This is a genomic window from Treponema sp. UBA785 (genome assembly GCF_002297065.1).
Classification (GTDB): Bacteria; Spirochaetota; Spirochaetia; order Treponematales; family Treponemataceae; genus Treponema_D.
Map to the genome: position 1 here is coordinate 39,870 of NZ_DBJD01000091.1, position 17,832 is coordinate 57,701.

Genomic DNA, 17,832 nt, shown 5'->3' on the forward strand with positions numbered 1-17,832 from the left:
AGCAGCTTGCAGAATTTTCAGGAATTCCAGTAATTAACGGACTTACAGACGAATTTCATCCTACGCAGGCACTTGCCGATATTCTTACGCTTCAGGAAAATTTCGGAAAACTCAAGGGCTTGAAATGGGTTTTCTGCGGAGACGGACGCAATAACGTAGCGCGCTCCCTTATGATTATTTCTGCAAAACTGGGAATTGACTTTGCAATATTCGCCCCTAAAGAACTTTTTCCTCCAAAAGACATTCAGGATTTGTGCGAACCGTTCTCAAAAGAAAGCGGAGCAAAAATTGAAATTTCAGATGATATTTCGGTTGTAAAAGGAGCAGATTGCCTTTATACTGACGTATGGGTTTCGATGGGTGAAGAAGCGCTCAAAGAAGAAAGAACCCGTTTGCTCAAACCGTATCAGGTAAACAAAGAACTTATGACTGCGACAGGCAAAGAAAACACAATTTTTATGCACTGTCTTCCAGCGGTCTTAGGCCAGGAAGTTACCGAGGATGTTTTTGAAAGTTCCGCAAGCAAAGTTTGGGACGAAGCAGAAAACCGCAAGCATACGATTAAAGCAATCATGCTGGCACTTATCTAGCCATAACCAGGAGATTCAAGATGAAAAAAACTCTCATTGTTGGACTTATTTCTGCAGTTCTTTCTGCTGGATTCATTTTTAGCGCAACTGCACAGGAAAGCGCAGACAAACAAGAACCTTCTTACAAAAAGGAATTTCATGAATCTGAAATGAGTTACAAAAATGTAACAGTTTACAGAGTCCTCGACCAAAAAGATGCTTACATCGTAATGTATGCAAAAGGTCATCGCGAAGTTGGCAATGTTGTAGTTCCAAAAAAATGGTACAAATCTTCACCAAGAAAACTCGCATTCCGCAAGCTTTCTACAGGAATGTCTCCTTATATGACAGTTCTCTACCGCAATGGAGAATTTGAACAGGTAATTCTTACAATGCCGATAAGCCGTGCAGATTCTGCCTGGGGAGTAGCAGACAGCAACGTCCAGGTAAATGCCGACAAAGATACATTCGACATAGTTTATTAAAACATCTCTAAAGATTCACATTTCTTTTTAGAGTCTCAAAAAGAAAAAGAGCCGTCCTTTCTATGATGGCTCTTTTTTTTGACAGGAAAATTTATGAAAATCATAACTGACAAACAAATCGATTCATTTAAATTATTTTTAAAGTCGCACAATTTCTTTTTTGTAATCGGACACAAAGAGCCAGACGGAGACTGCATCTACAGCTGCCTTGCAATGGCCTGTATTCTAAAAAAGCTAAATCTTGAATACCAGCTTTTAAGCGCCGGTCCGTTCAAACGCAATGAAATCGCTTCAAAAGCACATTTTTTTTCAGACACGCCTCAATTTTTGTCAGAGCCGGAACGAAAAGAAACTGGTCTTATAATTCTTGACTGCTCAGAATTAAAAAGGCTTGGAGATATTGAAGGAGATTTGACAGGACTGGACACTTTTATCGTAGACCATCACCTTACTGCCGATGTATCTGACAACTGCATAATCGATTCCTCTGCTCCTGCCGCCTGTTGCCTCGTTCAGCAGATTTACGAAAAATTAATCGGCCCTGTAGATTCGGAAGTTGCAAATTATCTTTTTATAGGACAAAGCACAGACACAGGATATTTTAAATTTCTTAATTCAGATTCAACAGAAGTATTTTTACAGACAGCAAGACTCGTTCAGGCAGGCGTAAATCCTAGAAAAGTTTACGACCAGATAACTGGCGGCCGTCCTTATTCAACACGAAAACTTCTCGGAATTCTTTTAGGCAGAACAGAAAGAGTTTGCAACGACAAACTTGCAATTACATACGAAACTTTGGAAGATACAAAAAAATACGGTCAGGAAGGACGAGACAGCGACGCGCTTTATTCACTTCTCCTTGCAACGACAGGAATCGAGGCTGTTGCCTTCTTGCGCCAAGATACGGAATTCAGTTGTACAGGAGGACTTCGCTCAAGAGACGACTGTGACGTAAGTGCAATTGCCTCTCATTTTGGCGGTGGCGGCCATAAAAATGCAGCAGGTTTTAGCATTCAGGGCAAGCTGGAAAACCTTATTCCCGAAATAAAAAAAGAATTTGCAAAAATTTTATAAAGTTTTTCTGCAAGATTTTGCAAGAAAGTTTAAAGATTTCGCAAGTTTTTGCATGATTTTGCAAGAAAATTGCAAGTTTTTGCAAGAATTTGCATAATTCCGAAAGAAAGCTGCAAGTTCTTGCAAGAATTTGCATAACTCTGCAAGAAAGCCGCAAGTTTTTGCAAGAAAATGAATTTTTTTGCAAGTTTTCTGGATGATTTTGCAAGAACCTGCAAGAAAATACGAAAATTTCATCATTTTTACATAAAAAAAAATTGGCATAAAAATTGCTGTTTCCAAAACAGGAGGCAGCAAATGCAGCAAATTCAAATTTTTCAGGTTCCGCAGTTATTAAAAACAAAAAAAATTACGGAGCAAATGGCCAGAAATATCATCTGGGAAGAAATCTTTAAAAATCCGAAAAAATATGGACTTTCTACGCTTACAGAAGACCAGCTGAGCGATTTTTTGCTCTTCGGCTCTTCAGTTTTTATTCAATACGTAAAAAATTACACAAAAAGCTCCATCAACTTTACAATTTTTCTAAGAGCATGCATAAAGCATACTTACAAAAATTGGGTTAAAAAACAGGTAAAAACAAAAGCTGGCGAACAATGCCTGCAAGACCAGTCTATTCTTGACTTTGAATACAGACAGGAAAAAATGAACGAAGACTACATCGAAAAAAGCCATAATTTTCAGACAAAACGAAATTTTTCAAAAACATTGGACAACATGAGCAAAAAAAAGCAGGAAATTCTAAAGGAATTCATTCACATTTGCGCCTGCAAAGCCTGCAACGAAATAGATCCTGCAATGCTCAAAAACATATCTGAATTTTTAAAAATGAACCATGAACATTTTTGCCAGGAAATTGAGGAGTTAAAATTAAGGACAGCCTGTAAAAGGTCAAAAAGAAATTATATGATTGAACGGAGAAACCGCGCATTTTTCTTTCATAAGAGAGGTCTTTTCGAGATTTCGAAAATCGATACATCTTCATCTTATTACAACAGACTTTCGGAAAAATACGAAAACCAGACAAACAGCTGGAAAAATATCAACAGCCTTCTAAAGCACAGATTTGTTGCTTCTCCTACAGTTGCAGAAATTGCAAAAGTTACAGGAATAAAAGAGCGGCGTATTTCATTTTTCTTAACCCACCGTCAAAAAACACTCAATTTTATGCCATTTATTGAAAATGCCCAAAATTATAAAGAGGAAAACGGCAAAAATGACGATGAATGAATTCGTTTATTGTAACCACTTTTTTTTTGGAGTATATTTAGCTTATGAAATTATTTTTAGCTTCCGGCAACCGGCACAAACAGAAAGAAATGCAGGAAATTCTCTCTGATTGTGAAATTTTAATCCCTGCAGACGTTGGAATCGAATTTGATCCAGAAGAAACAGGCGCTAGTTTTTACGAAAATTCCCTCATAAAAGCGCGCGCCCTTTACGAGCTTGTCCATGAACCTGTAATTGCAGACGATTCAGGAATCTGCGTAGAAAGCCTCGCAAACGCACCAGGAATCTACACTTCACGCTATGCAGGTCCAGAATTTATGCGCGGTTATCCAGACGGTCACAAAATGCCGCAAAACGAGCAGAATGAAAACCTTATTCTGCAGCTTAACGCAACAGGCTCAAAAAACCGCAGATGTTTTTACGTCTGCGCAATGGTTTTGCTCATAAACAGTGAACGTTTTTTTGTCGCCCAGGAAACCTTTGAAGGCGAGCTAATCGACGACATAAAAAAACAGGCAGGAAACGGAGGTTTTGGCTACGATCCTATTGTCTATCTTCCGCAATACAAAAAAACTGTCGCAGAAATTTCAGCCGAAGAAAAAAATAGAATTTCTCACCGCGGAAAAGCAGCGCGAGCAATTTCTGACATCTTAAAAAATCTGAATAAACAAGGCTAAAATTCATTTTTTTTTATTTCATCTTGAATTACACTACAATGCACGGTCTGTCACAAAAAATTGGCAGACCGTGTTTTTTTGTACATAGTATAGCTGACTATTTTATGCCAGAAAATTTTGCAATCTGCCTGCACGTAAAATTGCACTTCCTCGCTCAACTATTTTTTTCAAAAAGTTCAAAAAAAATTGAATTTTTTATTAAAGATATTTATTTCCAATGCCGATAAGAATAAAGACAAGTTATGGGCAGAAATGTTTCGATGAAACAGATGTCCAAACAAGTCAATGTAAAAGGAAATGGATGTAGCCTTGTAAATGCAGAAGTTTCCTTTTACAAACAGTCCAAAAAGGATTTTGGATTGACAATTTTCCATGGAGGAAAAAATTATGGTCATTAACCACAACATGTCAGCTCTGTATTCAAACAGACAGTTAGGAGTAACTAACCAGGGTCTTCAAAAAGACATGGAAAAGCTTTCATCAGGCGAAAGAATCAACCGCGCTGGTGATGACGCCTCTGGGCTTGCGGTATCTGAAAAAATGCGCAGCCAGATCCGTGGATTGAACCAGGCTTCTCAGAACGCACAGAATGGTATCAGTTTCATTCAGGTTACAGAAGGTTATCTGCAGGAGACAACAGACATCATGCAGCGTATCCGCGAACTTGCAGTTCAGTCATCAAACGGCATCTACAGCGACGAAGACCGCATGCAGATCCAGGTTGAAGTTTCTCAGCTCGTTGCAGAAGTAGACCGCATTGCATCTACAGCACAGTTCAACGGTATGAACATGCTCACAGGACGTTTTGCGCAGTCTACAGGTGAAAACACTGTTACAGGTTCTATGTGGTTCCACATTGGAGCAAACATGGATCAGCGTATGCAGGTATTCATCGGAACAATGACATCGGAAGCTCTCGGTATCCGCGAAATCGGTACTGAAACTCCAATGAGTTTGGCATCTCCTGATATGGCCAACCGCGCAATCGGAACTATCGACGAAGCTCTTAAAAAGATTAACAAGCAGCGTGCCGATCTCGGTGGTTACCAGAACCGCATGGAATATGCAGTTCGCGGACTTGATATTTCAGCTGAAAATATGCAGGCTTCTGAATCACGCATCCGTGACACAGACATGGCTTCGCAGATGGTTGAATTCACCAAGAACCAGGTACTCACACAGGCTGGAACAGCAATGCTTGCTCAGGCAAACTCACAATCACAGAACGTATTGTCTTTGCTTAGATAGTGCTGTATAGTAATTTGTCAGAAATCTAAGTATGATTTTAAAATCATTTTTGAATTTCTGACAAATTTTGCGGTGTTTTTGTTCTACTTCTTTTTATTTTTTCACAAAAAACACTAAAAACCTAACTTTAGAATTTGATTTAGCAGATTTTTTTGCTATAATCTTATTCATAGAGTTTTGCAGAACAAAAAGCTGTAATTTTATTGCAGTTTTATCTGAAAAACCGGGCATTTTTTTAGGAATGCCAATGATCTTTGAAAACAGCTCTCCATGACCTTGTGACAGTATGGACGGTTATTAGTATTTTTATACAGAATACGAATAACAGTTCCTGCTGATGGACTAAAATTGCAGAAGGGGGCGCAAAACCGACTGCAAACCGCACAATGGCAGGACTTACGGCATGAAGTCGTATGTTTTTTTGCATGGAGGGCACAAATTATGGTTATTAATCACAATATGAGTTCGATGTACTCAAATCGCACACTGGGAGTTTCTAATGAACAGTTGCAGGCAAACATCGAAAAACTCAGTTCAGGTCAGCGCATTAACAAAGCTGGCGATGACGCTTCAGGACTTGCAGTATCTGAAAAGATGCGCAGCCAAATTCGTGGATTGAATCAAGCCAACAGAAACATTCAGAATGGTGTTTCTTTCATTCAGTCTACAGAAGGATATTTGCAGGAAACTACAGACATTCTTCAAAGAATTCGTGAACTCGCAGTTCAGTCATCAAACGGCATCTACAGCGATGAAGACCGTATGCAGATTCAGGTTGAAGTATCTCAGCTCGTTGCAGAAGTAGATCGTATCGCTTCCCAGGCTCAGTTCAACGGAATGAATACTCTTACAGGCGCATTCGCTTCAGATTCAGTATCAGGACGCATTATGCAGTTCCAGATCGGTGCAAATGTTGACCAGAACGCTCGTGTATACATCGGCACTATGACAGCCGAAGCTCTTGGACTTAAAGGAGCCCAGGGATCTGATGAACAGATTGGAATTGATTCACCAGACAAAGCTAACATGGCTATTGCATCAATCGACAACGCGCTTTTGACAGTTTCAAAACAGCGTGCAGATCTCGGTGCATACCAGAACCGCTTTGAAATGGCTTCTAACGGTATTGGCGTAGCTGCAGAAAACCTTCAGGCTGCTGAGTCACGCATCCGTGATACAGATATGGCTTCTGAAATGGTTGAGTATACAAAAAACCAGATTCTTTCACAGGCTGGTACAGCAATGCTCGCACAGGCAAACAGCCAGTCACAGAACGTACTTGCATTGCTCAGATAGCAAAATCGCTTTTATTATTTAAGAGATTCCTGGATGTTATCTTTTTTAGAATAAAAGCGTAAAGAAGAAGGGGTGCGCCCTCCTTCTTCTTTCATTTTTCAGGAGGAAAGCCCCATGACAATAAGTTCAATAGGGCAGCCGGCAATGGATGGCCGCATATCAGCAAACTCCGCAAATGTTTATGCATCTAGAATTCCGCAAAAACTGGAAGTAAAGATGCCTATGGCAGATGCTGCACAAGTGGTTCAAAACATTTCCGACAAAAATGCCCAATTACAAGAAGATGTCCGTCAATTACAAAAACTATCAGATGTTGTTTCGGGTAGAAAAGTCCAATTTTCGGTAAATAAGGAACTGAATCAAGTCGTTGTTACCGTTGTTGACTCAAAAACTGATAAAGTCATAAAACAAATTCCTTCCGAAGACATTCAAAAGTTAAAAGTAAGAATACGGAAAGCAATCGGAGTATTGTTTGACGAAATGATTTAATTCATTTTCTTGCATTAGCATAATTTACAGGATTACAACATGGCTGATATATCAATACCTGGAGTCAGTGACAAATATAAGACTAACGATTTTATTGAAGCATTGATTAAAAAAGAGCGGCTTCCGCTTACAAGGGAGCAGGAGTCGCTCGACAGGTACAAGGAACAGCAAAATGCCTGGAACGGAATGAGCCAGAAGATGACGGCTCTTCGCACAAATACAAAAACTCTTTACTCATTTGACAATCCCTTCAACAATAAAATTTCGACTTCAACTGACGAAAATGCAATAACCGCAACACCCGGACGAGAAGCAGCTTACGGTCAAATTAAAATTGATGTTGTAAAACCGGCGACATCAGACCGTTTTCTTTCGGAAGAGCTGGACAAAGATTTTTCAATTCCAAAAGGGAAATACAGTTTTCAGGTTGCAGACAAAACGATTTCTTTTAACTGGAAAGGCGGAAAAGTTTCGGAATTTGTAAATTCTCTCAATAAACGCGGAGCAAACACAATAAAAGCAAGCATCGTCGGTGTTTCAAACAGCAAACAGTCGCTTTTACTTGAGTCATTAAAAACTGGCGATGAAAATACTTTAATTTTTAAGGATGATGCGCTTTCATTCGCCCTGAAACACGGAATCATTGCAAAAACAAAGGCTGACTTTCAGGAAATCGGAACGTCTTTGGAAGATTTTTATTCGCCTCAGGACGAATTTCCAGTTCCTGCGGTAGAACAGTCTGGAATGCCGGAAATTACAAGCAAAGAAGTTGAATGGGATTCAGAAGAAAACCGCTATATTCTTCCTCCGCGCTCTGGACTTGAACTTCAACTTAATGACGAAATTCTTGAAAACAAGAATAATAGAATTGAATTCACGTATTCAACCTTTGAAACCCAGGATATAACCGATGAATTAAACCTTATCCGCACTACCCGGCCGGAACTTCAGGAAGCAGGCAAAGTTACTTACGAAGACGTGACTGTTTTTAACGACAAGACACAAGTTGAACTTCCGCCAGTGCCTCCTACCCTGCTTACGCCAATTGCCGGCGAAACAGACTTTTACGCAAGAACTGCCGATGGAAAGGAAACTCAGATTAAGACCGCAAGTCTTGCTATTGATGAAGAAACTGGAGAAAAAACAGTTCAAGTTGATTTAAAAAATTATCCGGACATTCAGAGCATTGTTATACGAAACAGAAACACAGGAGAAGCGGCTGCTGTTTCAAAGTTTACGGTTTATGACTCAAAAAAAGATTTGGGCTACGAAGCTGTGCATCCGGTTTCAACTGCAGGAGATGCAATAATCAAGTACGAAGGAATTACTGTAAACCGTCCGACAAACAAAATAGACGATGTAATTCCTCATGTAACGCTGAATGTATTTAATTCAACTGAAAAGACCGCGACAATCGACATAAAACCGGACAAAGAATCTGCAAAAGACGCTCTAATTCAATTTGTAGGAACTTACAATCAGGTTTTGGCAGAAATGAACATTTTGAGCGAAAACAAGCCGGAAATTATTTCTGAATTAGATTATCTTACAAGCGATGAGCAGGAAAACGCGCAAAAAAGGCTCGGAATGTTTTTTGGAGACAGTTCCCTACGTTCCGGAAAAAGTTCCTTGCAATCAATTGTTTCTGGAAGTTACCGCTGGTCAGAAAATGCGGCAATAACAATGCTCAATCAGCTTGGAATTTCAACAAGGGCGACAGGTTCTTCAGGAGGATATTCCGCAAGCCAGCTCCGCGGTTACCTTGAAATAAACGAAAAACAGCTGGACAAGGCTCTGGAAAACGACCTCGATCAGATAAAAAATATTTTTGGATACGATTCTGACGGAGATTTAATCGTTGATTCAGGCATTGCATATCAACTCGACAGGCAGCTAGGTTCCTGGGTTCAGAGCGGCGGAATAATCGCAAATAAAAACGCAACTCTCAAAACAAGGATTCAATCGTCCGAAACAAAGATTGCAACTCTTGAACGTCAAATAGACAGCAAAGAAGCGCAATTAAGGTCGAAATACGGACAGATGGAAGGAACCTTGAACAGTCTGAACGCACAGTCAAATACAATCTCAAACTTTGCAAACAACGGAAAACAATAGTAAAATATATCTAAGCTAAAATTTGAATTTTTATAACTTACAGAAACAGGAAAAATTTATGGAATTTTATGTAAACGGGACAAAGATTGATGTTGAGCTCGAAAACGAAAAAACAATCGGAGATGTTCTCAGAGGTTTTGAAGAAGAATGTGCGAAATCAAACGCAACGACCATAAGCATTATCGTTGACGGAAAAAATATCAGTGCAGAAGATTTTGACAAAACTGCCGAAAAACAATTGTGTCCGGACACAAAAATTGAACTTGAAATTATAAGTCAGGATGCAATCGAAAATTCTTTCAACGAAGAAAAAGAAATCTGCCGCAAACTTTCAGAAGAATTAAAACAACTTCCTGTAAAATTTCAGGCTGGAAAAGACAATGAAGCAAATTCAATAATTACTTCGCTTGCTGATTTAATCGACAGCATTTGCCACACAGCAAGTCTTTCCGCCTTGTTTCCTCAGAAATTTGGAAAAATAAAAATCGAAGGCAAAACTTTTGTCGAATTTTTCGCAGATTTGTCTCCGATTCTAAAGGACTTTGAACAGGCTATTGAATCAAAGGACACAGTCCTTTTGGGCGATTTGGCAGAATACGAAATCAGCCCGCGGCTCGGCAGCCTGGCAGACGCTCTGGAGGCATAAATGAATTCTGGTTCACCGATTGCAGCAAGGCTTTCCATAAATATTCTTTCCGTTCTGCTAGTTGCTCTTATTGCTGCGACAATACTTGTAATTCTATGGGGCATCTCAAAAATTCTCGAAAAATATAAAATTTCAGATTCATATGCAGAAAAAAGCAAAAACCGCCCTACTTCAAAAAAAAATATAAATGAAATTTCAAAACGCGCAAAACTTTCAACTGACGAAAAACAACTTTTCTCTAAAATCTGCACAGAACATCCGCTCCCAAACATAAATTACATTCTCAATAAAACAAATACATTTAATTCATACTTAAAAAGTGAATTCAATTCATTAAAAAACACAGAAGATGAAAATGCAAAATCAGTTATCTTTTCGCTCAGGGCAAAACTTGTAAAAACGTTTGAATCTTCTGCCATTATAAAAACTTCGCGCGTAATTCCAATCGGAACAACTTTTAATTACACTCCATCGCAGGGAATTCATTTTTTAACCGTTCTTGTCGATTCAAATCAGTACGAACTTCATTTTCAGCTTCCGGAAGATTTGCCTGCCCAGGACAGACCAGCAATTCTTTCAAAAATAAAGTTGATTTTTGTGTACAAAGACTCAATGCCTTACGAAATAGAAGTCCGGGTTGTGCGTTATCAGAAAGGGAAAAGAGATACAGACCTTCTTGTCTGCACCCACAGCGATAAAATATTTTCCAGAACAAAACGCGCTTTTCCGAGAATTGACCTTTTTCAAGATTGCAGTTTTTCTTATGTAAAACCAGAAATTGACGGCAACAAAACAGAATATAAAGCAAGCGAAAAAATACATGAAGGACAACTTTTAGATATTTCTGCCGGAGGATGCAGGATAACAACAAAACTTGCCATCAAAGCAGAGCAATATTTAAAAGTAACAGCTCCTTTTGACGGAAAAACAGAAGCCTGCGCAATCGGCTTTATAATCCGAACTACAAAAACAAAAAATAACGAATATATTATTCACATAAAATTTGTAAAAATTGAAAAAAATATTATGAATAGAATAAATGCACTCGCCTGCGGTTATGAAACATTTTGAAATGCAAAAAAAATTCATAAGACTTTTTAACAGCAATACTGTTATTGACGGTAAAATTAGATTAGATTATTCTGTAAAGACATGAAAGTTTTAGAAATCAGTTCTATTGGCGTTGAAGATAATTTGATTTATTACCGCCGAAATTATACTGCAATTGCAAAAATCGATTTTCTCTCAAAGCAGGAAGATGTAGAGATTTCTTTTACAATAGAAGTTGATCCGTTCGGACGAAAGACAGTCACATTAAATTATCCGTACGGCACAAATTTTGATTATCCAGTTTTGCCTGTAACAAAATCAATAAAAGAAAAAATTCTTTCAATGGACAACGAAGGATTATTACCAATATGACTTTTTATACAGATTCACCAGAGCAGACAATTGAATTTGGAAAAAAAATAGGTTCTAAATTAAAAAAAGGCGATATTCTTGCAATGCAGGGAACTCTTGCGGCAGGAAAAACAACAATTACAAAGGGAATTGCGATTGCTCTTGGAGTTGAAGATACAATCACTAGCCCGACATTCTGCCTCATAAGCGAATACGAAGGAAAACTTCCTCTTTATCACATGGACGTTTACCGCCTTAACGGAACTGACGACTTTATAAATCTTGGCGCAGAAGAATTGATTTATGGAAACGGCGTAAGCATAATCGAATGGTCAGAAAAAATTATGGATTCGCTTCCAAAAAAAACAATAATAATTCGGCTTGAGCCTCAGAAAAGCGCCGATGGCTGCCGAAGAAAAATTACGCTCGAAAACTGGCCTTACGGCGACTTTTTATGGGGAAAAAAATGAAAGCTTTAGCAATAGACAGCGCATCTGGCTGCATGACAGTCAGCGCGAAAAATGATGATATTACGACTTCTCTGTCGCTGGATATAGGACAAAAACAAAGCCAGGAACTCTTGCCTGCCATTGATTTTGTCTTAAAAAAAGTCGATTTAAAACCTGAAGAACTCGATTACACGGTTTTATGCAAAGGTCCGGGAACTTTTACAGGTTTGAGGCTTGCATTCTCCGCTTTAAAATCAATTGAGCTGGCATTTAACAAGCCTGTTTATGGAGTTTCCACACTCGAATGTTACGCCTCGCCATTTAAAAATTTTGAAGGACTTGTAATTTCGACAGTCGATGCAAAAAAAGAACAGTTTTTTGCAGGAATTTACGAAAATAAAAAGACAATTCTTGAGCCGGAAGACACGACGATAGAAAAAGTAATTTCCGTAATCGACAAAACAAAAAAAGTTCTCTGCGTCGGACCGGATGCAAAGCTTTTTGCAGAAGAACTCAAACAAAACAGCCCTTCTCTGGACGTTATTTATTTTGACGCGCAAATAAACACCTGCATAAATCTTTTCAATATTGCCGAAAAAATGATTGAAGAAAAAAAAGAGCCCCTCAAAGATTTTGAAGGGCCTGAATATCTGCGCAAAAGCGAAGCAGAAATCGCCTTGGAAAACATGTAGTTTTTAAGCCGATTTTTTTATTCTTGATTAGACTAACTTTTTCTTCAAAAAAACTTATTTTCCGCCTAAGAATTTAGAAAGCGCTTCGAGAGTCTGCGAATTTGCGGCAGCTTCCCTGTTTTCTGTCTGAATTGCATTAAAAACTTCTTGACGGAAAACCTTTACATTTTTTGGCGCTTCAATCCCGATTTTAACCTGATCTCCGCGAACTTCAATCAAAGTGATTGTAATGTTGTCGCCAATTTTTATTTTTTCATCTACTTTTCTTGACAATATCAACATTACTTTTTTTCCTTATCGTTTAAAGTTTTGATGATATTATGCTTTGTGGTCCATTTTGAATCAGAAAGTATAACCTGAAGAGCTGTCCGATTTTTGCGGTTTATAACAATCGGCCCCTGAAGATTTGCAGTTACAGCGCTTCCGTCTGCCGGAACTGTAATTATTGCGAACAAAATTACATCGCCCGGAGAATCAATGCCGATTTCACAGAGAGTTCTGTCATCAATGTCGAGTTCATAATCATTTACAATCAAAAACGGATCAACGATTATAAAGGCAAGGTTCTGTTCGTCGAGAGACTGAAGCCAGTAAAAAGGTTTGTATTCCGCCTCTATAATCGCATATTTATGATATTCTTCAAAACCATAAAGACCGTTTGGAAAACTGACGATTTGACTTTCATCAACATTGACAGTTCCCATTGTTTTTGTTTTTACTTCCATTGCTAAAAATTTTCCTCCCAATTATTTTTAATTTCATTCAATTTTTATCTCAAAATTTAAACTTTACTTCATGTAGTTTAAGAGAGAAGAACTGTACATTTTTCCGGCATTGCTTAAGGTTGCCTGCTGGGTATATTCAAGCATTTTCTGATCGGTAATGGCCTGTGTTATGTCAAGATCGCCTTCCCTAGAAATTTGAGAAGTTACGTTCAGCGCAGTCGCAGAATTCCGCACAATGTCGTTTTGAAGCCTTTCATATTCGCTTCCGGACTTTGCAACGCGGGTAGTAAGATTGTTTATTCCAGAGTCAATGCTGGCAAGAACGCGAGTTCCGATTGTATCTCCATCGCCTTTTAAAAGGGAATTTCTGAGCAAAATTACACTGTCAAAAAGAGAACCGCCCGAAACACGAACATTATCCGCCATATTGTAAGGAGGCTTTTGACTTGAATCTTTTATTATTCCAAGGTCATTCAAAACAGTTCCAGAAACGTCTTCCAGCCAGAGTTGATGAGAATCCGTCGTTGTAAGGTTCAATCCGTTCGTAACAGGATCGACAGCAGCCTTTACAGCGGCTCCTGAACTGTTGATTTTTGCAACAAGAGAATATACTGTATCTCCGCTTTCCATCTGAATTTTTTGACCGTCGATATTTATTACGCCGCTTTCCTTTGCCTGCCATGAAGAAAGGTCACGTCCGCTGAACAGGCGCTGAGGTTCCGCCCAAAATGTCTTTGAACCAACATTGTCCACTGTAATATATTTATTTTCATCAACTTCAACTTTATTCTTATCAATCGTTCCGTTATAGCGAACAGAAGAAATCAAAGGCTGAACAGCACCGTCAACATGACCTAAATCAACTTCAAACGCAGGAGAGTTTGTGTTTGTGCCTGCAAAAATTGAATTTCCGTCAGGACCAGTAGCATTCGCGTTTTGAACAAGTTCCTGCAAAAGTTCATCAACTTCTACAGCCATATTCCGCAAATCGTCCTGATTATAAATTCCGTTTGCTCCAGTAACTGCAAGCTCACGCACACGCTGCATAATATCAAGAGAATTTTGCATATAACCTTCGCGATACACAAACTGGTCGCTTAAAGTTTGTCCGTTTTTTTCAAAATTGTTTACGCGGTTAAGATAAGACTGATATTTTACAAGATGGCCTGCAGCAACAGGATCATCGCGCAAAGACTGAATTTTTTGCTGGCTTCCTATCTGGTTGTTTATTTTATTTAAGCGGCGTTCCTGAATACGAAGATTGTTCTGAGTATTGTTGTTATTCATCTGACTGCTGATTCTTCTCATAGCCTTATTTCTCCCATAAAAAGCCAAGCTAAAAACTTCAGTTTTAGGATTGACCTTTTACTGCAATTCCGTATCAAAGTGAGAAATTGCAATTGATTAGTAAGTTTGCAACGCAAACTTGTAAAGATAAAAACTAAACGCCAAGACGATTGATTATCGTATCAAGCATCTGGTCGATTACAGAAACATATTTTGCCGCAGCGTTGTATCCATGCTGAAATTTTATGATGTCGGCAAGCTCCTCATCGATATTTACGCCGCTGATAGAATCCCTAAAATTCCTTAAATCATTCATAATCGCATTCTGGCTCAAAAGCATATTTTCCGCCTGTTCGCCTTTTAGACCGGCATTTGTGACAGTTTCTGCAAAATAGTCGTCAAAAGTGCGGCTCGTTCCAATCATTACGTCAGTGTTGCGGATTGAAGCAATTTCTACAGCAGCACGGGCATCTCCAATCGAAGCCCTTCCCTGGCCGTTCGGAAAACCTGTCGCCACTGAATTCGGGTCGTTTTTTATTTTTTCGCTAACGGCAATATATCCGCCAGGATTCATAACAGGAGCAACAGAATATTCTCCAGCCAGAGAATCAACCGCATCGGCGCGAGCAAAATCATAAGCGTTTTCTGCGCCGCTTCCGTTCAAAATGCCTGAATAACCGGCAAGGAAAAGTCCTGAATCTTCGACATGGCGAAGCACAAAGTCTGGATTTTCCATTGATTCAGAAGCGCCCGCTTTTAAAACGAGTTTATTTTCGCGGTCAAGATAAGCTTTAACCTCGCCCTGAGAATCATTTATCCTTGCAATTACATCTTCCACAGTGTCATTTGCAAAATATGGAACAGCAACATTTCCTGAATGGCCTGACAAAGTCATAACACCGTCAAGTCCGACTTTTTCCTGAGGATTTAACGAATTTTTACCGGAAAAACGGAAAATATAAGACGTATCAACTTCACCGTCACCGTTGCGGTCATAATTTCCCTTGACATCAGTAACAAAAGGATGCTGAACAAAAAAATCAAGCCCTGTCTCATTGTTCGCACCGATTCCAGCGCGATGAACATCGTTTACCAAATCAGCAAAATTTACAGCCATAGTGTTCAATGCCTGAATTTCATTTCTTATATCACTGTCACGCAGCTCAATCAAAGCGCCGAGTTTTCCAGATTTTATGTCAGCGTTAAGAGCGGTGTCTTTCCACACAACCTTGTCATAACCATTATTGTCAGCCTGGGCAACAAGATCAAAACCGCGGGCAACGCTTCCCTGAACCAAAACCTGTCCGCCGACGTGAACCATAAACTCGTCGCTGTCGCGGCTGTCGCTCGTTATTTCCACAAGACCAGAAAGCTTCTCAACAAGCAAATCCCTTCTGTCCATAAGATCGTTCGGATTATCGCCCATCGCCTTGGAACGCACAATTTCGCCGTTCAAATCAGCGATCTGCTTTGCATAATCATTTACCTGCTTTACAGTAGCTTCAATATCGCCGTTCAAAAGAGTTCCTATTCCAGCCAAAGAATTATAGCGGCCAGAAATAGACTGAGTTAAACTGTCCGCACGGGTAACAACGGCTTGACGGGCAGCCTTGCTTTCCGGATAAACAGAAAGCTCCTGCCAAGACTGCCAGAATTTGTCCATATTCGTCCGGACAGAAACATCGTTCGGTTCATTGTAAACCTGCTCAATCATAGTGTAATACTGTTCGCGAGTAGCCCAGTAAGATTCGTTGTTTGACTGCGCAGCAATTCTCTGGTCAAGCATTTCATCCCTAAGACGAGTTATGCTTTCAATCGTAGTTCCCTGACCAATCTGTCCTGGAGTTTCCGCACGAGCAAGGTCAGGTCTGTAAAGAGGATCAAAAGTCTTAACCTGAACACGCTGCCTGCTGTAACCTTCAGTATCAGCGTTTGAAATATTGTGGCCGGCAGTCTGAATCTGCTGCGAATGAGCCATTATGCTTCTTTTTCCAAGTTCAATTCCTGCAAAAGCGTTAGCCATATTTTTTTCCTCCGTTCCAGCCTAAACAATCTGGTCTATTACAACATTGTGAAGTTCCGGCTTTACGATTTTTCCATAATGCGAATAAACAGTATTTCTGCGCTCAGGCAAAACTTCTTCAAAAATTCCTTTCAAAAATTTCCTAGTATTAAAAATATATTCATTTAAAATTTTGTTTTCAATTTTCGACTTCAAAAGCTTAGACTTTACTTCGCGGACAAGCACGGCAATTTCCAGCTCCGAATTAAAACTAACTTCCGAAGAAATTTTTTCCCGGCGTCCGTCAAGTTCGGCAAATTCATCGCTTAAACAGCGCATTTTTTCCAGCCACTCTTCAAGTTCGAGCCAAACCCTCTTTACAACACATTCGTGAACATTTTTCTGAACAACAAGAATTTCATCCAGCAAAGAAGACTGTTTTTTCAAAATTTCCAAAAGCTGCATTTTTAAAGCCTGCTCCATAAATTTCCTCAATTTATTTTCGGAAAAACAAAAGCCACCCTTTAATTTATTTTCTTATTAGAACCGTTTTTTTATTTTGGACGAATTTTTTTTGTCTCCTCCGGTGTTCCGTTGTTCCGCTAAACGCTCATTCGCATACTTTCAGTCTGCGAACGCTTCGCGCAACTCCACCCCGGCGTAAAATTTCCGCAAAAAAAAACAAGTTCCTCAGTTTTTGACAGTTTTTTATTCAAATTTTTAAAAAATCCAGAAATCACAATTTTTCATCTTGACACTAATCTTCGTTTTTTGATAGAATTATTCACATCAGTTACACGGTGCCTATAGCTCAGCGGTAGAGTTCCAGATTGTGGATCTGGCTGTCGTGGGTTCGAACCCCACTAGGCACCCACATTCAAATACATTTTTATGTGTTGGAGCTCGCTGGTTAAATACAACGCGTTTGTAGCTCAACTGGATAGAGCAACGGACTTCGAATCCGTAGGTTGCACGTTCGAGCCGTGTCAGACGCATATTGTATAAAAACTGATAAGATTTTCGGGCGACTAGCTCAGTTGGTAGAGCAACAGACTCTTAATCTGTGGGTCCGGGGTTCGAGCCCCCGGTCGCTCATATTTCGGTTTTACGAAATAAAAAATCGGGATCGAGACTTCTGTCCTTGCCGTAATCTGCGAGAGTGGTGAAATTGGCATACACGCTAGACTTAGGATCTAGTGCTTCGGCGTAAGGGTTCAAGTCCCTTCTCTCGCAAAATTCTTCCCCCCCATAAAAAATAGCAAACATATTTTTTCTTAATCTAGTCATTTCCTCTATTGGTTTTAAATTCATTCTTAATTTTCTCAAAAAAAAACAAGCTGCATGTTGTTTTTCCGTCCAAAACTTAGAGCCAAACCAAAAATTCGCTGTCTTTATTAAAAACTTTCTGTTATTTTTACGTGTAACTAAATTAAAAAAAATTAACAGA

At 39.3% G+C, this 17,832-nt stretch carries 19 protein-coding genes and 4 tRNA genes; 18 read left to right on the forward strand and 5 right to left on the reverse strand.

Annotated elements, in window-relative coordinates; genetic code table 11:
* The 14 genes from B2X33_RS08360 to tsaB all read left to right on the forward strand — a co-directional run.
* Positions 1-590, forward strand: a 590-nt coding sequence (locus B2X33_RS08360; protein ID WP_524539506.1) for an ornithine carbamoyltransferase, incomplete at its 5' end; no start/stop codon positions are given.
* A 20-nt stretch (positions 591-610) separates the two neighbouring features.
* A complete protein-coding gene (locus B2X33_RS08365; RefSeq protein ID WP_296668974.1) occupies positions 611-1,054 on the forward strand; it encodes a hypothetical protein in 444 nt (147 codons plus the stop codon).
* 93 nt (positions 1,055-1,147) lie between these two features.
* Positions 1,148-2,128 (forward strand): DHH family phosphoesterase, encoded by a 981-nt coding sequence (locus B2X33_RS08370; RefSeq protein ID WP_296668976.1) that lies wholly within the window; start codon positions 1,148-1,150, stop codon positions 2,126-2,128.
* A 297-nt stretch (positions 2,129-2,425) separates the two neighbouring features.
* Positions 2,426-3,358 carry a hypothetical protein gene (locus B2X33_RS08375; protein ID WP_296668978.1) on the forward strand — a complete coding sequence of 311 codons (933 nt, stop codon included), beginning with the start codon at positions 2,426-2,428 and terminating at the stop codon, positions 3,356-3,358.
* Positions 3,359-3,402: 44 nt separating this feature from the next.
* Positions 3,403-4,035 (forward strand): RdgB/HAM1 family non-canonical purine NTP pyrophosphatase, encoded by a 633-nt coding sequence (gene rdgB, locus B2X33_RS08380; protein ID WP_296668979.1) that lies wholly within the window; start codon positions 3,403-3,405, stop codon positions 4,033-4,035.
* Between the two features lie 387 nt (positions 4,036-4,422).
* Entirely contained in the window at positions 4,423-5,283 is an 861-nt protein-coding gene (locus B2X33_RS08385; protein WP_078929749.1) for a flagellin N-terminal helical domain-containing protein, read from the forward strand.
* 441 nt (positions 5,284-5,724) lie between these two features.
* On the forward strand, positions 5,725-6,579 hold the full coding sequence (locus tag B2X33_RS08390) for a flagellin N-terminal helical domain-containing protein (protein ID WP_296022722.1): 855 nt from the start codon (positions 5,725-5,727) through the stop codon (positions 6,577-6,579).
* A gap of 114 nt (positions 6,580-6,693) precedes the next feature.
* Positions 6,694-7,068, forward strand: a complete 375-nt coding sequence (locus tag B2X33_RS08395; RefSeq protein ID WP_296022721.1) for a flagellar protein FlaG — start codon at positions 6,694-6,696, stop codon at positions 7,066-7,068.
* Positions 7,069-7,107: 39 nt separating this feature from the next.
* Positions 7,108-9,183: a flagellar filament capping protein FliD gene (fliD, locus tag B2X33_RS08400; RefSeq protein ID WP_296668981.1), complete on the forward strand. Its 2,076-nt coding sequence runs from the start codon at positions 7,108-7,110 to the stop codon at positions 9,181-9,183.
* Positions 9,184-9,241: 58 nt separating this feature from the next.
* Entirely contained in the window at positions 9,242-9,829 is a 588-nt protein-coding gene (locus B2X33_RS08405; RefSeq protein WP_296022719.1) for a DUF8042 domain-containing protein, read from the forward strand.
* The gene (locus B2X33_RS08410; RefSeq protein WP_296668983.1) at positions 9,830-10,900 is read left to right on the forward strand and encodes a PilZ domain-containing protein; all 1,071 of its coding nucleotides are present in this window, start codon (positions 9,830-9,832) and stop codon (positions 10,898-10,900) included. It begins immediately after the preceding gene.
* An 81-nt stretch (positions 10,901-10,981) separates the two neighbouring features.
* On the forward strand, positions 10,982-11,251 hold the full coding sequence (locus B2X33_RS08415) for a hypothetical protein (protein WP_296022717.1): 270 nt from the start codon (positions 10,982-10,984) through the stop codon (positions 11,249-11,251).
* A complete protein-coding gene (gene tsaE / locus B2X33_RS08420) occupies positions 11,248-11,700 on the forward strand; it encodes a tRNA (adenosine(37)-N6)-threonylcarbamoyltransferase complex ATPase subunit type 1 TsaE (protein ID WP_296668985.1) in 453 nt (150 codons plus the stop codon). Before B2X33_RS08415 ends, tsaE begins: the two co-directional genes overlap by 4 nt.
* Positions 11,697-12,371 (forward strand): tRNA (adenosine(37)-N6)-threonylcarbamoyltransferase complex dimerization subunit type 1 TsaB, encoded by a 675-nt coding sequence (tsaB, locus tag B2X33_RS08425; RefSeq protein WP_296668986.1) that lies wholly within the window; start codon positions 11,697-11,699, stop codon positions 12,369-12,371. Before tsaE ends, tsaB begins: the two co-directional genes overlap by 4 nt.
* A gap of 54 nt (positions 12,372-12,425) precedes the next feature.
* On the opposite strand, the gene csrA is transcribed toward tsaB, so the two are convergent.
* The 5 genes from csrA to B2X33_RS08450 all read right to left on the reverse strand — a co-directional run bounded on the left by csrA (position 12,426) and on the right by B2X33_RS08450 (position 16,868).
* A complete protein-coding gene (gene csrA / locus B2X33_RS08430) occupies positions 12,426-12,653 on the reverse strand; it encodes a carbon storage regulator CsrA (RefSeq protein WP_273443248.1) in 228 nt (75 codons plus the stop codon).
* Positions 12,653-13,096, reverse strand: a complete 444-nt coding sequence (gene fliW / locus B2X33_RS08435; protein ID WP_078929737.1) for a flagellar assembly protein FliW — start codon at positions 13,094-13,096, stop codon at positions 12,653-12,655. Before fliW ends, csrA begins: the two co-directional genes overlap by 1 nt.
* Before the next feature lie 63 nt (positions 13,097-13,159).
* On the reverse strand, positions 13,160-14,404 hold the full coding sequence (locus B2X33_RS08440) for a flagellar hook-associated protein 3 (protein WP_296668988.1): 1,245 nt from the start codon (positions 14,402-14,404) through the stop codon (positions 13,160-13,162).
* Positions 14,405-14,537: 133 nt separating this feature from the next.
* Positions 14,538-16,406 carry a flagellar hook-associated protein FlgK gene (gene flgK, locus B2X33_RS08445; RefSeq protein WP_296668990.1) on the reverse strand — a complete coding sequence of 623 codons (1,869 nt, stop codon included), beginning with the start codon at positions 16,404-16,406 and terminating at the stop codon, positions 14,538-14,540.
* A 21-nt stretch (positions 16,407-16,427) separates the two neighbouring features.
* Positions 16,428-16,868, reverse strand: coding sequence for a hypothetical protein (locus tag B2X33_RS08450; protein WP_296668991.1), 441 nt, complete (start codon positions 16,866-16,868; stop codon positions 16,428-16,430).
* Between the two features lie 317 nt (positions 16,869-17,185).
* Here B2X33_RS08450 and B2X33_RS08455 point away from each other — a divergent pair.
* The 4 genes from B2X33_RS08455 (at position 17,186) to B2X33_RS08470 (ending at position 17,618) form a co-directional block, all read left to right on the forward strand.
* Positions 17,186-17,257, forward strand: a tRNA-His gene (locus tag B2X33_RS08455).
* Between the two features lie 49 nt (positions 17,258-17,306).
* Positions 17,307-17,380 (forward strand) — tRNA-Arg (locus B2X33_RS08460).
* 27 nt (positions 17,381-17,407) lie between these two features.
* Positions 17,408-17,480, forward strand: a tRNA-Lys gene (locus B2X33_RS08465).
* Between the two features lie 58 nt (positions 17,481-17,538).
* Positions 17,539-17,618, forward strand: a tRNA-Leu gene (locus B2X33_RS08470).
* Positions 17,619-17,832: the final 214 nt, after the last annotated feature.

What these genes read in the sequence shown, in the direction of transcription:
- B2X33_RS08365 (WP_296668974.1), top strand. Translation starts at nt 611, where the DNA reads ATGAAAAAAACTCTCATTGTTGGACTTATTTCTGCAGTTCTTTCTGCT.
- B2X33_RS08370 (WP_296668976.1), top strand. Translation starts at nt 1,148, where the DNA reads ATGAAAATCATAACTGACAAACAAATCGATTCATTTAAATTATTTTTA.
- B2X33_RS08375 (WP_296668978.1), top strand. Translation starts at nt 2,426, where the DNA reads ATGCAGCAAATTCAAATTTTTCAGGTTCCGCAGTTATTAAAAACAAAA.
- rdgB (WP_296668979.1), top strand. Translation starts at nt 3,403, where the DNA reads ATGAAATTATTTTTAGCTTCCGGCAACCGGCACAAACAGAAAGAAATG.
- B2X33_RS08385 (WP_078929749.1), top strand. Translation starts at nt 4,423, where the DNA reads ATGGTCATTAACCACAACATGTCAGCTCTGTATTCAAACAGACAGTTA.
- B2X33_RS08390 (WP_296022722.1), top strand. Translation starts at nt 5,725, where the DNA reads ATGGTTATTAATCACAATATGAGTTCGATGTACTCAAATCGCACACTG.
- B2X33_RS08395 (WP_296022721.1), top strand. Translation starts at nt 6,694, where the DNA reads ATGACAATAAGTTCAATAGGGCAGCCGGCAATGGATGGCCGCATATCA.
- fliD (WP_296668981.1), top strand. Translation starts at nt 7,108, where the DNA reads ATGGCTGATATATCAATACCTGGAGTCAGTGACAAATATAAGACTAAC.
- B2X33_RS08405 (WP_296022719.1), top strand. Translation starts at nt 9,242, where the DNA reads ATGGAATTTTATGTAAACGGGACAAAGATTGATGTTGAGCTCGAAAAC.
- B2X33_RS08410 (WP_296668983.1), top strand. Translation starts at nt 9,830, where the DNA reads ATGAATTCTGGTTCACCGATTGCAGCAAGGCTTTCCATAAATATTCTT.
- B2X33_RS08415 (WP_296022717.1), top strand. Translation starts at nt 10,982, where the DNA reads ATGAAAGTTTTAGAAATCAGTTCTATTGGCGTTGAAGATAATTTGATT.
- tsaE (WP_296668985.1), top strand. Translation starts at nt 11,248, where the DNA reads ATGACTTTTTATACAGATTCACCAGAGCAGACAATTGAATTTGGAAAA.
- tsaB (WP_296668986.1), top strand. Translation starts at nt 11,697, where the DNA reads ATGAAAGCTTTAGCAATAGACAGCGCATCTGGCTGCATGACAGTCAGC.
- csrA (WP_273443248.1), bottom strand. Translation starts at nt 12,653, where the DNA reads ATGTTGATATTGTCAAGAAAAGTAGATGAAAAAATAAAAATTGGCGAC.
- fliW (WP_078929737.1), bottom strand. Translation starts at nt 13,096, where the DNA reads ATGGAAGTAAAAACAAAAACAATGGGAACTGTCAATGTTGATGAAAGT.
- B2X33_RS08440 (WP_296668988.1), bottom strand. Translation starts at nt 14,404, where the DNA reads ATGAGAAGAATCAGCAGTCAGATGAATAACAACAATACTCAGAACAAT.
- flgK (WP_296668990.1), bottom strand. Translation starts at nt 16,406, where the DNA reads ATGGCTAACGCTTTTGCAGGAATTGAACTTGGAAAAAGAAGCATAATG.
- B2X33_RS08450 (WP_296668991.1), bottom strand. Translation starts at nt 16,868, where the DNA reads ATGGAGCAGGCTTTAAAAATGCAGCTTTTGGAAATTTTGAAAAAACAG.